Origin of the sequence: Methylomonas sp. LW13, assembly GCF_016865255.1 — a bacterium.
Classification (GTDB): domain Bacteria; phylum Pseudomonadota; class Gammaproteobacteria; order Methylococcales; family Methylomonadaceae; genus Methylomonas.
Genome location: NZ_CP033381.1, coordinates 2,874,922 through 2,892,372 on the forward strand (window position 1 = coordinate 2,874,922; position 17,451 = coordinate 2,892,372).

General features: G+C 53.6%; 16 protein-coding genes. 10 read left to right on the forward strand and 6 right to left on the reverse strand.

Going from position 1 to position 17,451, the window contains the following annotated elements:
* Positions 1–4 precede the first annotated feature (4 nt).
* The 10 genes from JL719_RS13030 (at position 5) to traN (ending at position 10,312) form a co-directional block, all read left to right on the forward strand.
* The gene (locus tag JL719_RS13030; protein ID WP_129871403.1) at positions 5–829 is read left to right on the forward strand and encodes a DsbC family protein; all 825 of its coding nucleotides are present in this window, start codon (positions 5–7) and stop codon (positions 827–829) included.
* Entirely contained in the window at positions 826–1,338 is a 513-nt protein-coding gene (locus tag JL719_RS13035; RefSeq protein ID WP_033159626.1) for a TraV family lipoprotein, read from the forward strand. Before JL719_RS13030 ends, JL719_RS13035 begins: the two co-directional genes overlap by 4 nt.
* 135 nt (positions 1,339–1,473) lie before the next feature.
* Positions 1,474–1,773 (forward strand): TraA family conjugative transfer protein, encoded by a 300-nt coding sequence (gene traA / locus JL719_RS13040; protein WP_033159627.1) that lies wholly within the window; start codon positions 1,474–1,476, stop codon positions 1,771–1,773.
* A 13-nt stretch (positions 1,774–1,786) separates the two neighbouring features.
* A complete protein-coding gene (locus tag JL719_RS13045; RefSeq protein WP_033159628.1) occupies positions 1,787–2,044 on the forward strand; it encodes an RRXRR domain-containing protein in 258 nt (85 codons plus the stop codon).
* Positions 2,041–4,455: a type IV secretion system protein TraC gene (traC, locus tag JL719_RS13050; RefSeq protein ID WP_033159629.1), complete on the forward strand. Its 2,415-nt coding sequence runs from the start codon at positions 2,041–2,043 to the stop codon at positions 4,453–4,455. Before JL719_RS13045 ends, traC begins: the two co-directional genes overlap by 4 nt.
* On the forward strand, positions 4,445–4,762 hold the full coding sequence (locus JL719_RS13055; RefSeq protein ID WP_033159630.1) for a hypothetical protein: 318 nt from the start codon (positions 4,445–4,447) through the stop codon (positions 4,760–4,762). Before traC ends, JL719_RS13055 begins: the two co-directional genes overlap by 11 nt.
* Positions 4,740–5,306 (forward strand): signal peptidase I, encoded by a 567-nt coding sequence (gene lepB / locus JL719_RS13060; protein WP_033159631.1) that lies wholly within the window; start codon positions 4,740–4,742, stop codon positions 5,304–5,306. Before JL719_RS13055 ends, lepB begins: the two co-directional genes overlap by 23 nt.
* Entirely contained in the window at positions 5,293–6,501 is a 1,209-nt protein-coding gene (locus JL719_RS13065) for a TrbC family F-type conjugative pilus assembly protein (protein WP_165385960.1), read from the forward strand. Before lepB ends, JL719_RS13065 begins: the two co-directional genes overlap by 14 nt.
* Positions 6,498–7,529: a TraU family protein gene (locus JL719_RS13070; RefSeq protein WP_129871404.1), complete on the forward strand. Its 1,032-nt coding sequence runs from the start codon at positions 6,498–6,500 to the stop codon at positions 7,527–7,529. The genes JL719_RS13065 and JL719_RS13070 overlap by 4 nt, the downstream gene beginning before the upstream one ends.
* Complete coding sequence (gene traN / locus JL719_RS13075) at positions 7,529–10,312, forward strand: conjugal transfer mating pair stabilization protein TraN (RefSeq protein WP_129871405.1); 2,784 nt, start codon at positions 7,529–7,531, stop codon at positions 10,310–10,312. Before JL719_RS13070 ends, traN begins: the two co-directional genes overlap by 1 nt.
* 13 nt (positions 10,313–10,325) lie before the next feature.
* On the opposite strand, the gene JL719_RS13080 is transcribed toward traN, so the two are convergent.
* The 6 genes from JL719_RS13080 to JL719_RS13105 form a co-directional block, all read right to left on the reverse strand.
* A complete protein-coding gene (locus JL719_RS13080) occupies positions 10,326–10,598 on the reverse strand; it encodes an HU family DNA-binding protein (RefSeq protein WP_033159592.1) in 273 nt (90 codons plus the stop codon).
* Positions 10,599–10,741: 143 nt separating this feature from the next.
* Positions 10,742–11,512 carry a Qat anti-phage system TatD family nuclease QatD gene (gene qatD / locus JL719_RS13085; RefSeq protein ID WP_033159591.1) on the reverse strand — a complete coding sequence of 257 codons (771 nt, stop codon included), beginning with the start codon at positions 11,510–11,512 and terminating at the stop codon, positions 10,742–10,744.
* Positions 11,513–11,525: 13 nt separating this feature from the next.
* Complete coding sequence (gene qatC / locus JL719_RS13090) at positions 11,526–12,893, reverse strand: Qat anti-phage system QueC-like protein QatC (protein WP_033159590.1); 1,368 nt, start codon at positions 12,891–12,893, stop codon at positions 11,526–11,528.
* On the reverse strand, positions 12,890–13,495 hold the full coding sequence (gene qatB, locus JL719_RS13095; protein WP_201798989.1) for a Qat anti-phage system-associated protein QatB: 606 nt from the start codon (positions 13,493–13,495) through the stop codon (positions 12,890–12,892). The genes qatC and qatB overlap by 4 nt, the downstream gene beginning before the upstream one ends.
* 269 nt (positions 13,496–13,764) lie before the next feature.
* Positions 13,765–15,708 carry a Qat anti-phage system ATPase QatA gene (gene qatA / locus JL719_RS13100; RefSeq protein ID WP_033159588.1) on the reverse strand — a complete coding sequence of 648 codons (1,944 nt, stop codon included), beginning with the start codon at positions 15,706–15,708 and terminating at the stop codon, positions 13,765–13,767.
* A 193-nt stretch (positions 15,709–15,901) separates the two neighbouring features.
* A complete protein-coding gene (locus JL719_RS13105; RefSeq protein WP_033159587.1) occupies positions 15,902–17,356 on the reverse strand; it encodes an ATP-binding protein in 1,455 nt (484 codons plus the stop codon).
* Positions 17,357–17,451 lie beyond the last annotated feature (95 nt).

Sequence of the window (17,451 nt, forward strand, 5' to 3'; positions counted from 1 at the left end):
CGTTATGACGCTACGCCACATTCCTTTATTACTGGCCATGCTATTCGGTACATCCATTGCCCTGGCTGCCAACCCTCAAAAGCCTGCGGTCTCGGATATTACCGCCGGCTTGCTATCGATCAAAATCGACGGCATGCAGGACTTGCCGATCTCGGGCCTGAAGATGGTCAAGTCCGGCGAGCAGACGTTGTTTATCTCCAGTAACGGCCGCTTTGCTTTTTACGGCGGCAAATTGATGGACATCTGGACCCAACAGGAAATCAAGGAATTGGCTGATATCGACAAAATCGCCAATCGCATCGACCTGTCGCGGATGAAACTCAAGTCCGACGATTTGGGCGCCGTGACCGTCGGCCACGGTAAAGCCCAGGTATTGGTGTTCATCGATCCGCGTTGCCCTTATTGCGGCAAAGTTATGAAAGAGCTGCAATCCTTGCAAGACCAGTACACCTTCAAACTGGTCATGGTCCCCATCCTCGGCCCCGAGTCGCAAAACCTCGTCGTGCAACTGGCGTGTCAGTTGGGAGCCAGCGATACCAAAGCCAAAGATGCCGTGCGCGACCGACTGTTGAAACAGGATTACGCCGGCTTGCCGACCGAACCGCCCGCTCAGTGCAACAAAGAGCCACTGCAGAAAGCCGTCGTCACCGCCAAGTTGTTCGATTTGAAAGGCGTGCCGTTTCTGATCGCTCCGGACGGTCGCACCCACAGTGGCGCACCCGAGGTGTTAGCCGATTGGTTAGCCGATAAACCGAAACGGTCGCCCAGTCTGGCAACAACGCCCGATACAAACGCACAAAACACAAACGCCACGGAGAAAAAGCCATGAAACGCTTTCATCAGTTTTCTATTTATAGACTCAGTGTACTGCTGATCGCCATCACCACCGGCTGCGCCACCGACTACGGCTGTAAAGGCATGCCGGACGAGCCCAGCTGTCTGTCGACGACGCAGGCCTACCAGGTCACCAATACAGCGATTTCGGAAACACCTCCGGAAAATAGCCAGGGTTCGGAATCATTAACTAAACCGGCACTCGTACCGCCGTTACAACAACCCGTGCCCAAGATCGACGATCCCACGCCGATTCGTACCCCATCGCAGGTCATGCGCATCTGGATTGCGCCTTGGGAAGATGCCGACGGAGATTTGATGGTGTCCAACTACGTCTACACCGAACTGGAACCCCGGCGTTGGATGATCGGCAAAGCAGCATCGACAGCCAGTTCGTCGTTGATTCCCTTACAAGTCGAACAACGCTTACCCGAGAAACGGCCGACCATTGACGCCAGTGATGACGACAACCCGTCATCCCGACTCGGCAAGCCATTGCCTTGATGGGTCACAACCCATTTAACCGCAGGTCCCACAACCCCTGCGAGAGTGAGCGGGCGACCGCTTAACAAGTGCCGGAATTGATCTTCCGAGATTCGACGGGCAACCGTCTATTTCTTAACACTCGAGGTCATTTGAATGAAGTCGTCCACTCGAACCGGGGTCTTGCTGGCCCTGGCATCGTTATTTTTTATGTTGATGGCATCCGACGCCATGGCCGGTGCCGGCGGTACCGAGTTCAACAACGTCTGGACCTTGCTGACCGGCTGGGTGGAAGGCTTGCTTGGCCGCATCATCGCTATCGTGTTCGTCATCGTCGGCCTGGTCGCCGGTGTCGTGCGCGGCAGCATCATGGGCTTTGTGCTGGGGATTGCCAGCGGGGTCGGCCTGTTTGCGGCACCGACCATTATCACCAACATCGTGACGGCCACGATTTAGGCCTGGAATAACGATGACCGGTTCAACTATTGATACCGAGAAAGCGGCGGGCAACCGCCGCCCTTGCACATTGGCGAAGGATAAGCGGACCGTCAAGGTCCAAGCAGCCAATGGTCAGCCGATCAACCCATGTCATCCGGCTAGAGCCCGGCAGTTGAAACGCAAAAAGCGTGCGGTTCGCGTTTGTCGACAGCCCTTTACGATTCGCCTGCGTGCCGAGCATCAAACCGAAGCCATGCAACACCTGTATTTCGAGGATCAGACCCCATGACCACCGCGCAACGCCAACGTGCCGATCAGTTATTCACGGTACTGGCTTATGAATATGACCATCATCTGTTTCTGATGGCTGATAGCAGCATTGGCTTTGGTTTTCTGTGCCGACCGCTGACCGGTGCCGATGCCAGCGTCTCCGCGCGCGTCAACGTGTTGCTAAACCAGGACTGGCCGACTGACACCTTGTTGCAGGTGAGCCTTTGGACTTCGCCGGACATCGAAGAATCGCTGGCCATCATGCAAACGCGGCGTCTGAAACAGCAAAAGCAGACCTATAAAACTATGACCCAAGCCAGTATCGATTTCTTGCGGCGCGGTACAACCAAAGCCCCGGAAGCGATATCGGGAGCACGCTTGCGGCGCAGCCATATTCTGGTCACGGTCAAACTGCCGATGGCCTATCCCAGACCAAGTGAACAAGACATCCGTCGAGCCAGCGAATTGCAAATGGCCACCCAGCAATCGCTGTCGACCATCGGCATGCATCCGGAACTATTGGGCGCCGATCAGTATGTGCGCATCCTGAATACGCTACTCAACTGGCAGCCCGATGCCGGCTGGAAAGATCGTGTGGTACCCGAGTGCGATCCGACCCAGTTGATCCGCGATCAATTGCTGGATTACGACAACGCCCTCGAACTCGATGAAAAAGGTCTGTGGCTGGGACATAAGCGCGTCAAGACCTTGTCCGCCAAACGCACCCCCGATCATTTTTACTTCGGCAGCGCCAAAAGTTATTTAGGCGACATTCTGTCTGGTACCCGTGGCATCCGCCAGAATACTTTGCTCAGTCTGACCTTGCATTACCCCGATGCCGAATCCACGCGAACCCGTCAGGAAGGCGTGCGGCAATTTATCACCAATCAGGTCAATACACCGATTGCCCGGTTTTTGCCAGTGTTGGTCCAACGCAAACACCATTTCGACGTGTTGTTCGATGCCTACCGCGACGGCGACCGGCCGATTCGGGCTTATTTTGGTGTACTGCTGTTTTGCGACGAAGCCGAAGAAGCGGCGGCCGTTTCGAATGCGCGGGTGTATTTCCGGGAGCTGGGTTTTCAACTGTTGGAAGACAAGTATTTTTGCCTGCCGTTTTTTCTGAATTGTTTGCCGTTTGGTCCTGAGCGCTCGGCCATTGCTGATTTGAAACGCTACCGCACGCTGGCTACCCGGCATGCCATTCCGTTATTGCCATTGTTCGGTGATTGGGCCGGCACCGGGACGCCGACCTTGAATTTCGTCTCCCGTAACGGCGAACACATGGCTGTGTCGCTGTTCGATACCACCGGCAACTACAACCTGTGTATCGCCGCCGAATCAGGTAAAGGCAAATCCTTCCTGACCAACGAAATCATCGTCAGCTACCTGACCGAAGGCGCGCAAATCTGGGCCATCGATGTCGGCCGCTCCTATGAAAACCTCTGCGAGGTGCTGGAAGGCGATTTCGTCAAATTCACCCACGGCTCCGGCATCTGCATGAACCCGTTTGAAATCGTGCAAAACTTCGAGGAAGAAGCCGACATGTTAGCCGGATTGGTGAGCCAGATGGCCGCACCAACCGAGAAATTGACCGATTTCCAGACGGCTGGTCTGAAGCGGATATTAAAACAACTCTGGACCGAAAAGGCTCAGGCCATGTCCGTCGACGACATTGCAAAATGCCTGTGTGCCGAAACCGATCAACGCTTGAAGGATGTCGGCGAGCAGCTTTTTCCATTCACCACTAAAGGCGAATACGGCCGCTACTTCAACGGCAAGAACAATGCCAAATTCGCCAACGACTTTACCGTACTGGAACTGGAGGAACTCAAGGGTCGCAAGCATCTGCAACAAGTCGTGTTGCTGCAACTGATCTACCAAATCCAGCAGGAAATGTATCTGGGCGAACGCAACCGGCCCAAGATCGTGATTATCGACGAAGCTTGGGATTTGCTCACCGAAGGCGATGTCGCCAAATTCATGGAACACGGGTACCGCCGGTTTCGGAAATACGGCGGTGCAGCAGTCACCATCACCCAATCGGTGAACGACTTATATCGTAATGCCGCAGGGCGAGCCATTGTCGAGAACTCCGCCAATATGTACTTGCTCGGTCAAAAAGCCGAAGTCATCGAAGGCATGAAGCAAGATCGGCGCTTGCCGTTGTCGGATGGCGGCTATGAACTCTTAAAAACTGTCCACACGCTGCCAGGTGCCTATTCGGAAATCTTCTTCATCACCGAGATGGGTTCCGGTATCGGACGGCTGATCGTCGATCCGTTCAAACGCATTCTTTTCTCGACCAAACCCGAAGACGTCAACGCCTTGAAGCAATTGCGCCGGCAAGGTTTGAGTCTGGGCGATGCCATTCAACAACTCATCGACAGCCGTAGAAGCAAACCGAGGGAGACTGGTTATGGATCTTAAATCGCAATGGCTCAGCACCGTTTTAATCGCGGCTTGTTTGGGCGGCATGGGCGGTTGGCTGGCTGCGCAACAGCAACTTCAACAGCCATTGGCACGCCTGAATCTGGTTACGCCGGTGTTCGTGCTCGACCGTGCCAAATTGATTCAATCGATACCGCCCAATGCCAGTCAGGAGCAGATGGCGAAAATCGTCGATGACTGGCAGGGTCAAGCCAAAAAGCTCAGTGACGCAGGCTATCTGGTGATAGATTCGACGGCGGTGGTGGCCGCACCGGAGGATGTCTATGTTCGACAAACCGGACGCTAAGCCTATGAATACCCCCGGGTTCCATTCGCCATCGTCGCCCCGCTTCACTCGCCCGCGTTTAGGCCGTTTTCTGCTCAAGGCGATACCGATTTTGTTGCTGGTGTTAGCCGTGGAACGTTACCTCGGCCAACGCTTTCTGATCGGCGGCGATGACCAGGTCGATCGCTGCCTGCCGGATAAATGGATATACCTGATCGACACGCACAACAAGGACATCTGGCGCGGCGATTTGATTGCCTTTCGCGCCGAGCGCATGGCGCCTTTTTTTAAGGACGGCCAGATCATTGTCAAAATCGCCGCCGGCGTCACGGGTGATAGCATTCACGTTGATCCGCAGCACACCATGATCAACGGTGAACGGATCATCGACGGTTTGCCGCTGACGGAGAAACTCAACAAGCCGGCTGCCCGTTTTAACCGCCATGAAACCATCCCACCGGCTGCCTATTGGGTGACCGGGCAAACCGACAAAAGCTTCGATTCACGTTACTGGGGCTATGTCTACGATCATCAAGTGATTGGACGGGCCTATGCGTTGTTTTGATTGGTCTCAACATCCTTGGTGTCAATCGACGATCTGTTTGCTCTGTTGGTTCAGTTTGCATACGGTTCAGGCAGAGGAAGCTTGGCTGCAACGTTCTCAGGCTATTTTGCAGACATTGGAAGGCCAGCCTCGTCCTGACTGGTTGAACGGTCAATCTGAACAGTTGGGCGTGAAACGCCAGGCGCAACAATTGTTGGAAGCCTCACAGGTGATCCAAACAGAGGCGCTATCGACACGATCGACAACAGTGGCAAGCGGTCTGCCAACAACCCGTTCGAACAAACCACTTACCTTGTTGTTTGTGTCCTTCTCGCTGGGTGACTCAGCACTGAAAAGCATCTTCGAAGAGGCGGCAGGCCGGGACGATGTGTTACTGGTGTTTCGCGGCCCCAAACCCGGCCAAAAGCTACCGGCCTTGATGGCAGACCTCAAACGCTTGCTGAAAGGTATTGATCCTCTGCCCAACATCATCATCGATCCCACCCGTTTTCAACGCTGGTCGGTTTCATCTGTGCCAGACATCGTCGTCGAACAGGACGATAAAGCCCGTTTACACGTTCGAGGTGTCAGCAGTCTGTCATGGTTGGACGAGCAAATCAAAGCCGGCAAACAAGGTGATTTGGGCGCCTTGGGCGATGTTGGCGAAATTACCGAAATCGACTTGCTTGAAGAGATCAAACGCCGGATGGCCGCCATCGATTGGAAGCAAAAGCAACAACAAGCCATCGCTCGGTTCTGGGAACAGCAGAAATTTGAAGACTTACCCACGGCTCAGGCCGATCGCGACCGCATCGTAGATTTGACCATCACCGCCTCACGCGATCTAGTTGCTCCCAACGGTCAGCTGATTATCCATGCCGGACAAACCGTCAATCCGTTGGACAAGATGCCGTTTGGCTTATGCCTGAAGGTATTCGATGCCACGGTGCCGGCTCAAGTCGAGTTGATTCAGTGTCAGTCCTGCCAGAATAAACAGGCTCGGGTGATGTATCTGGCCACGGCTCTGCCGCGCCAGTCCGGGTGGGATAGTTTGCAGCGTTTGGAAACTGCGCTTCAGGCACCGGTGTATTTATTGACACCGGATGTGCGCAGCCGCTTTCAATTACAGCAGGTACCGGCGATTGTCGAACAAGTCGGTAACCAGTTAGTGGTTCGTGAACGAAAACTGCCTGCCTCAACAGGAGAGCGGTCATGAATCTGTGGATTTTGCCTTGGACTTTGGGAGTGTTGGTGACGTTGGCTACCCCGGTCTATTCCGAAACCACCACCAATAGCGTCGACCCATTGTGCTCGGACGCCGAGCTGTGGTCCGGCAACCTGATTACCGATATTTGTTGGAGCTGCTTGTTTCCGATTCGTGCAGCCGGGGCATCGTTGGGCGGCGGCAACGTACCGAGCATCGCCACCGACGAGAAGTTCTGTTTTTGCACCGATCCGATGGGCATTCCGGAGCTGGGCATGACCATGGGCCTTTGGAACCCGGCCCGGCTGATTGAGATTGTCCGCAATCCCCGGTGTTCACCGTCGCTGGGCGGACATAAATTCAGCGCCTCGAATGTGCGCTTAATCGCCACTACCGGCAAAGCCGATTTCGATGCCAGCGAAATGTCCTTTTTTAACTACCACTACTTTGCGTTTCCATTGACCATTTTGCTGGACCTATTCTGGGATGGTCGCTGCAACACTGATGGCTACCGGGATTTTGATTTGCTATATGTCTCGGAACTGGACCCGACCTGGAACAACGATTTATTGGCGTTCTTCACCAGTCTGGAAACAGCGTTATTTGCCAATCCGGTGGCCATTTCGGCTTGTGTCGCCGATGCTGCTGCGGCGGCGGCCGGTAATCCTTTGGATGCTTTGTTCTGGTGTGCAGGCGCCTGGGGTCACATGTATCCCTTATCCGGCGTTTCGCCGACCAGTTATGGCACCGATCCGCGCATCACCAGTCTATTGGCTACGCGGGCGACCGCCTCCTTGCACCGGCGCGGGCTGGCCTGGAAGACCTCGGGCAACGATGCTTTATGCGGTGGCTATATCTATCCCTTCATCCCCAAGTCGCAATACCGGCTATCGATGTTTTATCCAGTTGCCGAAACCGAGTCCAATCACGCCATTGGCGAAACCACCTTCAAGTGGGGTGCGGGACGTACCTATCCGGGGCCGGGTGAAGACCATCTTTACCTGCTGTGGCGTTGGCAGGACTGCTGCGTGGGGCTGTGATGACTGTCAGTGAGTTATTCGAACCGCAACATTGCTTGACGCAGACATTGTCTGCGATTTTGTGCGTGACGCTGGCCTGGACGCCGTTTGGCGTATCTTGGGCAGATGCGATTCAGGCAGCTGGGCGCAATGGCCAACAACTAGGTGAGCAAATCCTCGGCGATTTTGCCTTTCCGATTGATACCGGCAATGGCTCGCTGACCTTGAATCCGGGGACGGGTCACGAAAGCGCCATTTCGATCGGCACATTGTTTCCGGATACGAATAACACATCAACAACGACCAGCGATTTTGCCAATCTTTATGGTAACAACCCCGGCACGCTAGCGGCGGGTCTGGATGCACAGACCGCCCTGAACGGCGAAACCAGCTTCACCGGCGAAGCCTATCGCACCTTGATCGACAATGCCCACCAGTCGCATCCGGATTTACAAGCCGATCCGATCTGGCACAACGGCGATCAGGTAATCAGCGACTTCACGCCTTGGGCACAGTCGTTCTCGGACTGTACCACTGTGACCACGCAAACGGCGACTAGCCATTCAGTACAAATACCTGATTATCAATTGTGTCTGCGGCAACCAACCGTGCCGCAGAGTTGCACGGCGACGCATCAGGTCAGTGTCGTACCGTTACTCAGTTTTGTATCCGGTGACGGCGGCATATCCAATTGCGGGCCGGGCTGCATGGATTTGTATGTCGGTCGGGTCGGCGACAACTATTGGTCGTCCGGATGCGCGGTGTTTACCTGGCAAGTGACCTATAACGTCCTGCATCCGGAAGCGATTGTCAGCGCTACATTGGAGGACGTGGAGTTCGACGACCATGCTCGGGTGTATTACGGCGGCAACCTGATTTATACCGGTTCCACCGGCTGGGGCGGCGCTTGCGAGCTCAGCAATAGCTGGGTCGATCATCCCAATCGCGACGTCACCTACGCCTTCAACAGCGCGGGCAATAAAGTCTTCAAACAAGACACGATGGTCGGCGGTAATGGCGAGGGCTATTCGCGAATACGACTGCGTTATGACTTGTCGAAACTGATCACCCAGGACGAATGGAGCTGGAGTGGGCCGAATTGCCAAAACTTGGCCAATGCGATCACCGACGGCATTTGCCAGGCTGGCAGCCAATTGAGTTGTACGAACGATCCCGCCAATACCTCGGGTTGTTACGTCGATCCCACTTCGCAAGTCATGGTCTGCGGTACGGATTTGTCACAAGCCCCGGTGGCAAGTTCGTCAGGGATTCGTAATACCTGTATGAATATCCAAGCCGCCGGAAACTGCGATTTGAATCAGTACGGCCAATGTTGGACCGATACCGCCGGCACCCATTGTCTGGAGCCGCCGGCGAACGGCGTGCCCCAAAAAACCTGCGTTTCGTTAGAAACCCGAGGCTGCTCGTTCATCAAAAGCCAATGTACCAGTGTACTCGCCTCAGGTACCTGTTGGGACAGCGTCGATACCTACGACTGCGGACAAACCGTTGGCATTCCCGGCATTCAAAGCAATACTCAACAGCAATGCGCCGGGCCGATCCGCTGCATGGGCGAAGACTGCATCAGCGTGAATCGCACGCAAAGCCAGGATTTCACCAAGGCGGTGGCCTTACTCAACAGCGCCCAGCAAATGGCGATGGATTTGCATTGCGATTACGCCAATGCCGATCTGCAGCAAAAGGATCCGACCACCTGCCAGGTATTCCAAGGCAAGCCGGCCAGTTGCAAAATGGTCGGTGGCGCACTCAGTCTGGTCGATTGCTGCGAAACGCCCTCGGGTGCGATGGGACTGGGACGTTACATTGATTTATTGATCGCCACCAGTCAGATGGACAGCGCGGTGATGGCCATGGACAGTACCTCGGCGATTCGAGGCGCCTGGGAAACCATGCGTACCCCGTTCACGTTGGCCGGCGATGCCTGGAACAGTTTTCAGGCGGATTTTGCCTCGACAGTGAATGACTTGGTCGGCACCGACATGCTCAGCACTAGCGACATTGCCTCGCAAGGCTTGCTCGACTCGCTCAAAGGCGAATTGATGAAGTCGGTGGCGGAATGGATAGGCCAGACCTTTGGTGAAGCGGCCGGCAATGCGCTGTTCAGTGCCGGCGGCCAGGCGGCCTTCGATTCGGCGGGTAATCTCACACCTGCTGCGGAATCCGGTGGTGTCGAATTGGGCGGCGGTGCCGCGGTTGCCGGCGAACTGCTCAGCACCTTGATGACAGCCTATACGGTGGTGATGATCATCATCATGATCATCCAGATCGTCTATTCCTGCGAGGAACCGGAGTATGAACTGGCTGCCAAGAAACAACTGAAAGTCTGCACGGACCTCGGTACCTATTGCGAAAGCAAGGTAGCTGGCGTGTGTTGGGTGCGCAAGGAGAGCTATTGCTGCTATAACTCGCCGTTAGCGCGCATCCTCAACGAACAGATCAAACCGCAACTGGGCATGGATTTCGGTACGCCGGAAAGTCCGAGTTGCACCGGCATCAAAGTATCGGATCTGGACCGAGTGGACTGGACCCAAGTCAATCTCGACGAATGGTTGGCCATTCTGGCACAGACAGGGCATTTGCCGTCCGCCGCCAATGCCGCGTCCATGCTGAATCTCGATCAACTCACCGGGTCGGGTAGCCGACTCAATCCGCAGAAATACGGCGCAGCATCCAGCGGCAGGCAGGATACCTTAACTCGTACCCAAGGCCGGATGACCGATTTGGATGTCCCCTCGGTCAAACGGCAGTCTGAACTGGAAGGCTGGGGTATGGGGCCGCAATAATGAGGTCTATCCCTTACTGAACCGCGTCTTTCAAGCCCTTGCCGGCTTTGAACGAAGGCAATTTGGCGGCGGCAATCGTAATGGCTTCGCCGGTTTGCGGGTTGCGGCCAGTGCGCTCGGCGCGTTCTTTTACTTCAAAGGTACCAAAGCCTACCAAAGCCACGGAATCGCCGGATTTCAACGCGGCTTGAATGGATTGAGTAATGCCATCCAATGCGCGACCGGCGCCGGATTTAGTCAGATTGGCGTGGCTGGCGATGGCGTCGATGAGGTCAGATTTGTTCATGTATGTTATTTCCTTTTTATGGAGACGGTTTATTTGAAGTTTTGTCAGCGAGCGCGATCCTAGACTCGGCAATTTTGCCCCTCGCTCTGAAATCGATTCAGTGAATAACGAGGATTAGCCATATTTTATGGCAAAAGACAGACTTAGTAGTCCGAGCTCCCTTTCGATGCCAACATCATACGCAGATTTTCACGTATAGTTGCCGTCAATAGTACAGTCGAAATTCCATAAAGCCGGCTTAATCTCTCAACTACACCTGTTACATCGGACGGTTTTGATATGCGATCACCAATTTTGGTAAATGGACCGTCAGTTTCCGTCAATAATCTATCGAGAGGGATGAGGGTAACGGTTGATGTATGTTTCTCATTTTCAAGCATTGCAGAATTGACCGAAAAATAACACCCCAACTCGATAGCGCGTCTGACTTCCGCCTTACTACCGGTGAACCAGTGCAATACGACTTTTCCTCTAGGGGGAGGCAAATACCTTTCAATATAATCCAGTACAGCCTTTGCGGAACGGGCACTGTGGACCGAAATAATTTTATCCCCTACCGCTGCACAACGTTGCAAAATATGCCGAAATACTTCCTTCTGTAATTCGAAAGACTTATAAAAACGCGGTCCCGCGTCTAGACCAACTTCTCCGACATAGCGAGTTTCGGGCAAATAGCGTTCCCACAATTCAATTTCACTCGCTCGCTCGGCTACTAACTGTGGATGCAAACCTAGAGCTGCTCGCACATGCCTCGTACACTGGGCAATCTCGTGGTTACGTGGCCATGCCTGTGGGGTTGTCGTGACCGTAAGTGTGTATACGCCAGCCTCTTCGGCCTCCCGCACGGCAGCTTGATGGTCCGGGTACAAATCAAGGTGACAATGGAAGTCCACGAGACCCGCTGTAGCGTTCATGAGCATTTTCCCCTCAGCTTGGTTTCGTCTTGACACCATCAATCAGACTCGCCACTTCGTCCAAGCCACGTCGGTAAACATCGGCAAAATGATCCAAGCGCGCAATCTCGTCGGTAAGCGAACCAGGTTTGTGGATAAGGAGATGTGCAAGCTGCGGATTTGCCCTGAGCCGCTCAATCGCATACTGAAAGGAACGGACTTGCTTACCAGTCGATTCCCGAGTATCCAGAGGCCGGGCGTGTAGGTCGGACACGGTATATGTCGTCCCATCACTCCCCTTACCCCAAGCAGTGTCCAATGCAGCGCGACGAATCAAACATGGAAGACAGTAGCCGCAATGCTCAATGCCTAGCCCGTGCCATCGCCCCTTAGTAGGTGATGAGCAAGATAACGAATCTGATGCCAGCTGCTTTAAAAGTTCAGGATTTCGACAATAGGCAGCCATCTCACCTTTTGTCTTATCCCAATAAGGGTTATCAATGCTGCCGTCAATTCCAAGCTCTCCTAAAAGCTCATTCCATCGCGCCATGTAGAAAGGATGCGTGGTGCGCGTGCTATTGGAGCCGAGTCGCAAGGGATCCAAGGGCACATTCAGTGCTATAAACCCGTTTTCCGGCACACGAAGAGTGAATCTCTTCCCAAGACCAGAGCCAGCAAACACGCCTAGGGCGAAGAACAGAAATGATCGACCACGGGTCGTGTTTTCTGACCCAACACCTTGCACAAGGCCATCCTCAAAAACCATCCCGACTCGCAATCTCTCGAACAGCGACTTGTCATAGTACTTCTTCAACCCAGAAAACAGCTTGCTTTGGGCATCGCTGGTCGCGCCTTCACCGAAATGACTAACCAGTAAAGGAGTCTCGCCAGTTTCCAGCAAGTCGATGGCGCCTATCAGGCTGTCCAAACCGCCAGAAAACAAGCTCACTGAATCGAAAGGTGGAGCCATCAAACTTAAAGAGGACTGCTGTGCGATCACCGCAAAACGGGACGGACGCGCCCTGAATCCGATAATCCACCTATCGCCCGTCAGAAAATCCAGCGCTTTCTTCAGCGTTGCTACTACTCCGCCCCATCGTTCCGGTTCACTGACCGGCACCACGAGGCGAATCTCTCGCGTCCAAGAGTCTTGCGACTGTTCGGTACGAGAGATTCGTGTATCTGCCGCATGCACATGAGCAGCAATCAAGAGCAGATCAATACCAATTTCCGATGGGAATACACCAAGCTTATTTAGATTGGTCAGTGCATCACCAATGCCGTGATCCAAGGATCGATTACCAGCAACGAGCTGAAGATAGGTCGTTTGCTCGTCGGCTTCTGAAGGAACTTCGAGGAGATCATCAGGGCCAAAACGGCCCACCAAAAGTTGCCTCTTCATTGGTTAGCCTCTGCTTCTCCCATTGCCTGCAGGATGCTAAATGCGGACTCATAAATCGAATCCACGAACGATTGGATCTTCTCTATGGTCAGATTTGGTGAATCCACGTAGGCTCGTGTTAGCGCGTCGCTTACCCCGCCACGGATGAAATCGCGTAATTGTTTTTCGACGCGAAGGGCGACCTTAGCATCTGCCGGCATTGTTACCACCTTGGTGCCGATGTCATTACATATCCGGGCTTCGATCGCATGCGTCGCATAAAGCTCGAAGACAGTCTGCATTTGATCCGGAGTGAACGTGGAAAGATCGGTTAGCCCTTCACTTGCCAACTCTACAATGGTTTCGATGTAAGCTTCGCGAGCAATGCCTTCATCGACCGTACCAGCTCCAGGGCAGATATAGTCAGCTAAGCCAACAAAAATTTCGGTGATCGGACGTCCCGCGAGAGACTCCAGATCAAGTGCACGCAATGCCTCACGAACACCCCGTGCCTGTACATCAGACAGGAAGCCTAGGAGCCGAGCACCAGCCGTTCGTGATGCGCCCATGCGCTGGGCGGCCAGGCGAGCACCACCGGTCGACGCAGAAACATATTTCGACACTGCCCGGCCTAGGCTGGCTCTATCACTACCACCAGAACCAGCGAATCGAGTAAAGTTATTACGGGCACCAGAAAAACGTTGTGGGTCAGCAGCTTCACCAATGGGTGGACGTTTTGGAGGTATTGGTGACCCCGCACTATCGGCAGGTGGCGGGCTATCCGTTCCAGCCGGAGGGGTTACGGGAGCCTCCCTACCATCTGCATCCCCGAGCCATGTTGGAACTAACGGCGTACCGCCGCCAGGACCGCCATACGACGTCGACGTTCCCATCAGCGCCCTCCCTTTATTTCCTTGAGCGCCGCGTCGGCAGCGGCCTTAAGTCCAGGGTTGTTGGTGACCTTGCTCCAATCTCCCAGTAGTTTTGACAGACGCAATTTGCACTCATCGTCTTTGATGACGCTTTGCCATCCACTAACGGCCCAAGGTCCGCATTTGCTACTCGGCAATGCCTCAAGGAAGTCCATTAAACGACCTTGCAAACCGAGTTGAGCTTTAACGAGAACGACGAGCCCATCGACACCAACCGGTTTCGTATCGAAGGTGCCTGTGCTCATGATCTTGGTACGCACTGCTTCAAATACCTTGTCTGCTTCGGGTTGAACGAGCTGCTTCAGTTCGGATTCGTAACCCTGGACAGTCATTTTGCCACCGAAAAGTTTTTCTACCACAACAGCCAAATAACCTAGAACTGATACCGGGCCAAAGTAATCTTTTTTGTCCTTTGTTACGAACAAGTAAGGGCGTAAATCGATGCCCGAAAGCTTTGGTGATAAGCATGCCCATTCACATACTGTTTCCAAAGACTTCCATTCAGCTAAGACACCAGAACCAGCACTAACCCCTGGATCGAAGGATTTCTGATCTTTCAATTCGTTCTCTGAGTTGTATTGTTCCTCAGAAGTCGCCAAGTCATTTTCAAGTGATTCGAGATCTTCGCATAATCCTTGAGGATGAACTGCCGCAACAAACGCTATCTGCTCAAACAGTCTCGGAATGAAGCGCTCTGCAAGCATGAGCTTAGCAAGCACTGGTAATTTAATGTCATCCCCGAAGCCACGTGCCTCAGCGGTGCGCTCACGTAAGAGAAGCGTATTGAGGAATCTTTTGATCTGCCGCGGATTGCCCTTGCTTCCGCTGGCCAGAACCGGACCAATCTGATCACTGAGGGCGAGCGCATTGTTGACTTTCTCTGCCTTCTGCCCAAGCGCATTTTTAACGGTCGCGGCATCGAGACCACCACTGGTCCAAGGACGCCTAAGCTGCTCCCGAGCCACACCAATGAGCTTCGCGTAGTCTGCATCTCCCTCGCCAATCTCCGCGCCGGCGAGCAACAACGTTACGTAAATTCGTGTTTCAGCCTCACCGAGTGCAGGAATGCGGAACGGAACCTGAATGAGCTTTTCTAGGTAGTTACGGGCATAGTCCCGAGGCCCAGTGCTATCAGGAAGGTCGGGAAAGTGCTTGCGTACCGCATACTCGATCATGGCTTCGTCAGCTGCGACTACAAATGCAGTTCGGGGCGTGAACACGAACAGCCTAATTGCTTCGAGGGTTTCGATCGCAGTATCAGGCAAGCAACGGTCAAGGTCGTCGATTAGGACTACAAGCTGCTCGATACCCGCATCCTTTAAAAGCTGCTCAAACGCCTTGCGGAACGCTTCTACCTCTTCAGGTACATTCTTGGTTTCGCAGGGCTTCAGCAGAGCTTTCACTTCACCGATAGTGGCCGAGATATTTTCTTTCGTTGCCAGTTTAGCAGGATCTTCCAACACCCCTTCGAGAGAGCCAATAATACCCGTTACCTGATCAGGCGTTGGAATTCCTGTAAAAGCCGTAACAGCCAAACCTCCCGCTCTCTTGGCAACCTTCAACCAATCTATGCGGTGGAACACCTCCTTGACACCGGATACAGCTTTGGTAAGCGCCGGACGTTTTTCGATCAAACCAGTTACGATTCCCTCAATTAGGGCGATTTTCGCATCCTCGAAACCCTGGAAGCGCCACCCGTTGAACTTGAGGCATAACACTTCTTCAGTCCCTTCGAAACCTGAGTCTATCATTTCAAGTACGCTAGACTTGCCCGCCCCCCAGTCGCCATGCACACCGATCGTCACAGGATGATCTGGATTTTTCCGAAGAAGGCCAATGATTGTCGTCGCTATGGCCTCGTTATTCAATAAATCGACTTTGGTCTCGTTATCGGTCAGGATCATTATTTTCCCTTACACATTGCGTCTGCTACCTTGGCTAAGTTTGACTGAATTCAAATTTACGATTGCGGCGCAGCGATTGGTTTGCCTCGGCTATACACGTCGCGCAGACGGTCATCGGCGATATTTCCAGATTAAGTCTGCAATCCATTTGAGTTGGCTTTGATGCATGGTTTCCTATCGCCGGTTGCCCGGCTTAATCGTTAAATTCGGGTTGATTCAATTCCGAAGCCCCCATCCAGTAGCACAGCAACGGTGCGGGTAGACGCATAATCTGGCTGGCAGTATCGCCAGTTTGCGGCAAACCGGTCATTAAGCCGAAGTCATCCAGCGATTTAGTGACAACGTAGCCGCGGGCAATTTTCTTTTGCTCACACAGTTCGATCAAACCTTTCAGTTCCCGTGCGCCGGTATGCTGGGCACGGTATTTCACTTCAAAGGGGATCAATTGGCCGCCGATTTCCGCGACTAAATCGACCTCGCGGTCTTTTTTCCCGTGCCAGTAGGTAAAACGCACATTTTGGGAATAATAGCGCGCAAAAAGATGTTTAAACACGGCGGTTTCGGTCGCTACGCCCAAGGCGGCGGGATCGTCGATGATACTTTTGCCCTTGAGTAAAACAGCGGGCGCGATCGCGGCATCGGCCAGATAAATTTTGAAGCGGCCCTTGAGCACGTCTTTGCCATAGCCAAACGGCGGCAAGCGATAAATCAGGTGGCAGGCTTCCAACAGCTCAATGAAATGCTGAGCCGTGGGACGTTTGACTTCCAGGTTGCTGGATAAGTCGGTGATATTCAGCAAACCGCCATCATGCATGCACAGATAGAGGAAGGTATGCTCAAGATCGAGAATCCGGCGCACACCAAACAGCGCGGTCATATCGCGCTTGAGCGCCTTATCGATAATGTCTTCACGCAGCAAGCGTTGCGCCTGAGTGATGCTTTCCACTTGGGCGGTTTGCGGGAAACCGCCGCGAATCAGATACTCGTGGAAATGGCCGACATAAGGCACGGCGATTTCCTGCGCCCGGTAAAATTGTGGCGGCGTCCAGTCGAACAGCTCGGTCAAGCTCTTTAATGGCGGTAACGGTGGCAGTTGCACTTGTTTGATTTGCAGGTACTCGTAGAACGACAGCGTAGTCAGCCGAATAGTGTGCCAGCGACCGACGCCGGACTCCTGGTCGGCTTCCACCAAGGGCATGGCCGAACCGGTAAAGACGATGCGACGCTGTTTGTTGAAATCGATCTGGTGTTTGACCCAGGTGCCCCAATCGCGAATAAACTGAGCTTCGTCGAGGAACAGATATTCAGGTCCATCGACCCGCGGCTCGCGTTCGCGCCAGGCTTCCAAAACCGCTTCGATGCCTGCCAACTTGAGCACCGGATGGTCAAAAGTGGCGTAAAGGATGTTGGCCGCCGGAACACCTTGCTTTAACAAAGCGTCGATCTGTTGCAGCAGCAATGTGGTCTTGCCGACCTGGCGTGCGCCGGACAGCAAAATGGCGCGATGGGCAGGCGGATGATTGATCCAGCGACTTAACTCACGCGAAGCGGCACGCTGCCAATCTGGCAAATCGGCAATCGGTTCGCTTCTCCACCAGGGATTGAATTGGGCCAATACGGCAATTAGTTCTTCTTTTGAGACTCTCATGAGTCAATCTTAGCACTATAATGATTTTATTGTCATGTATAGATAACAATAAATAGGTCATAATGCTAATACTGCCGAATTTTTTATGCCTTAGC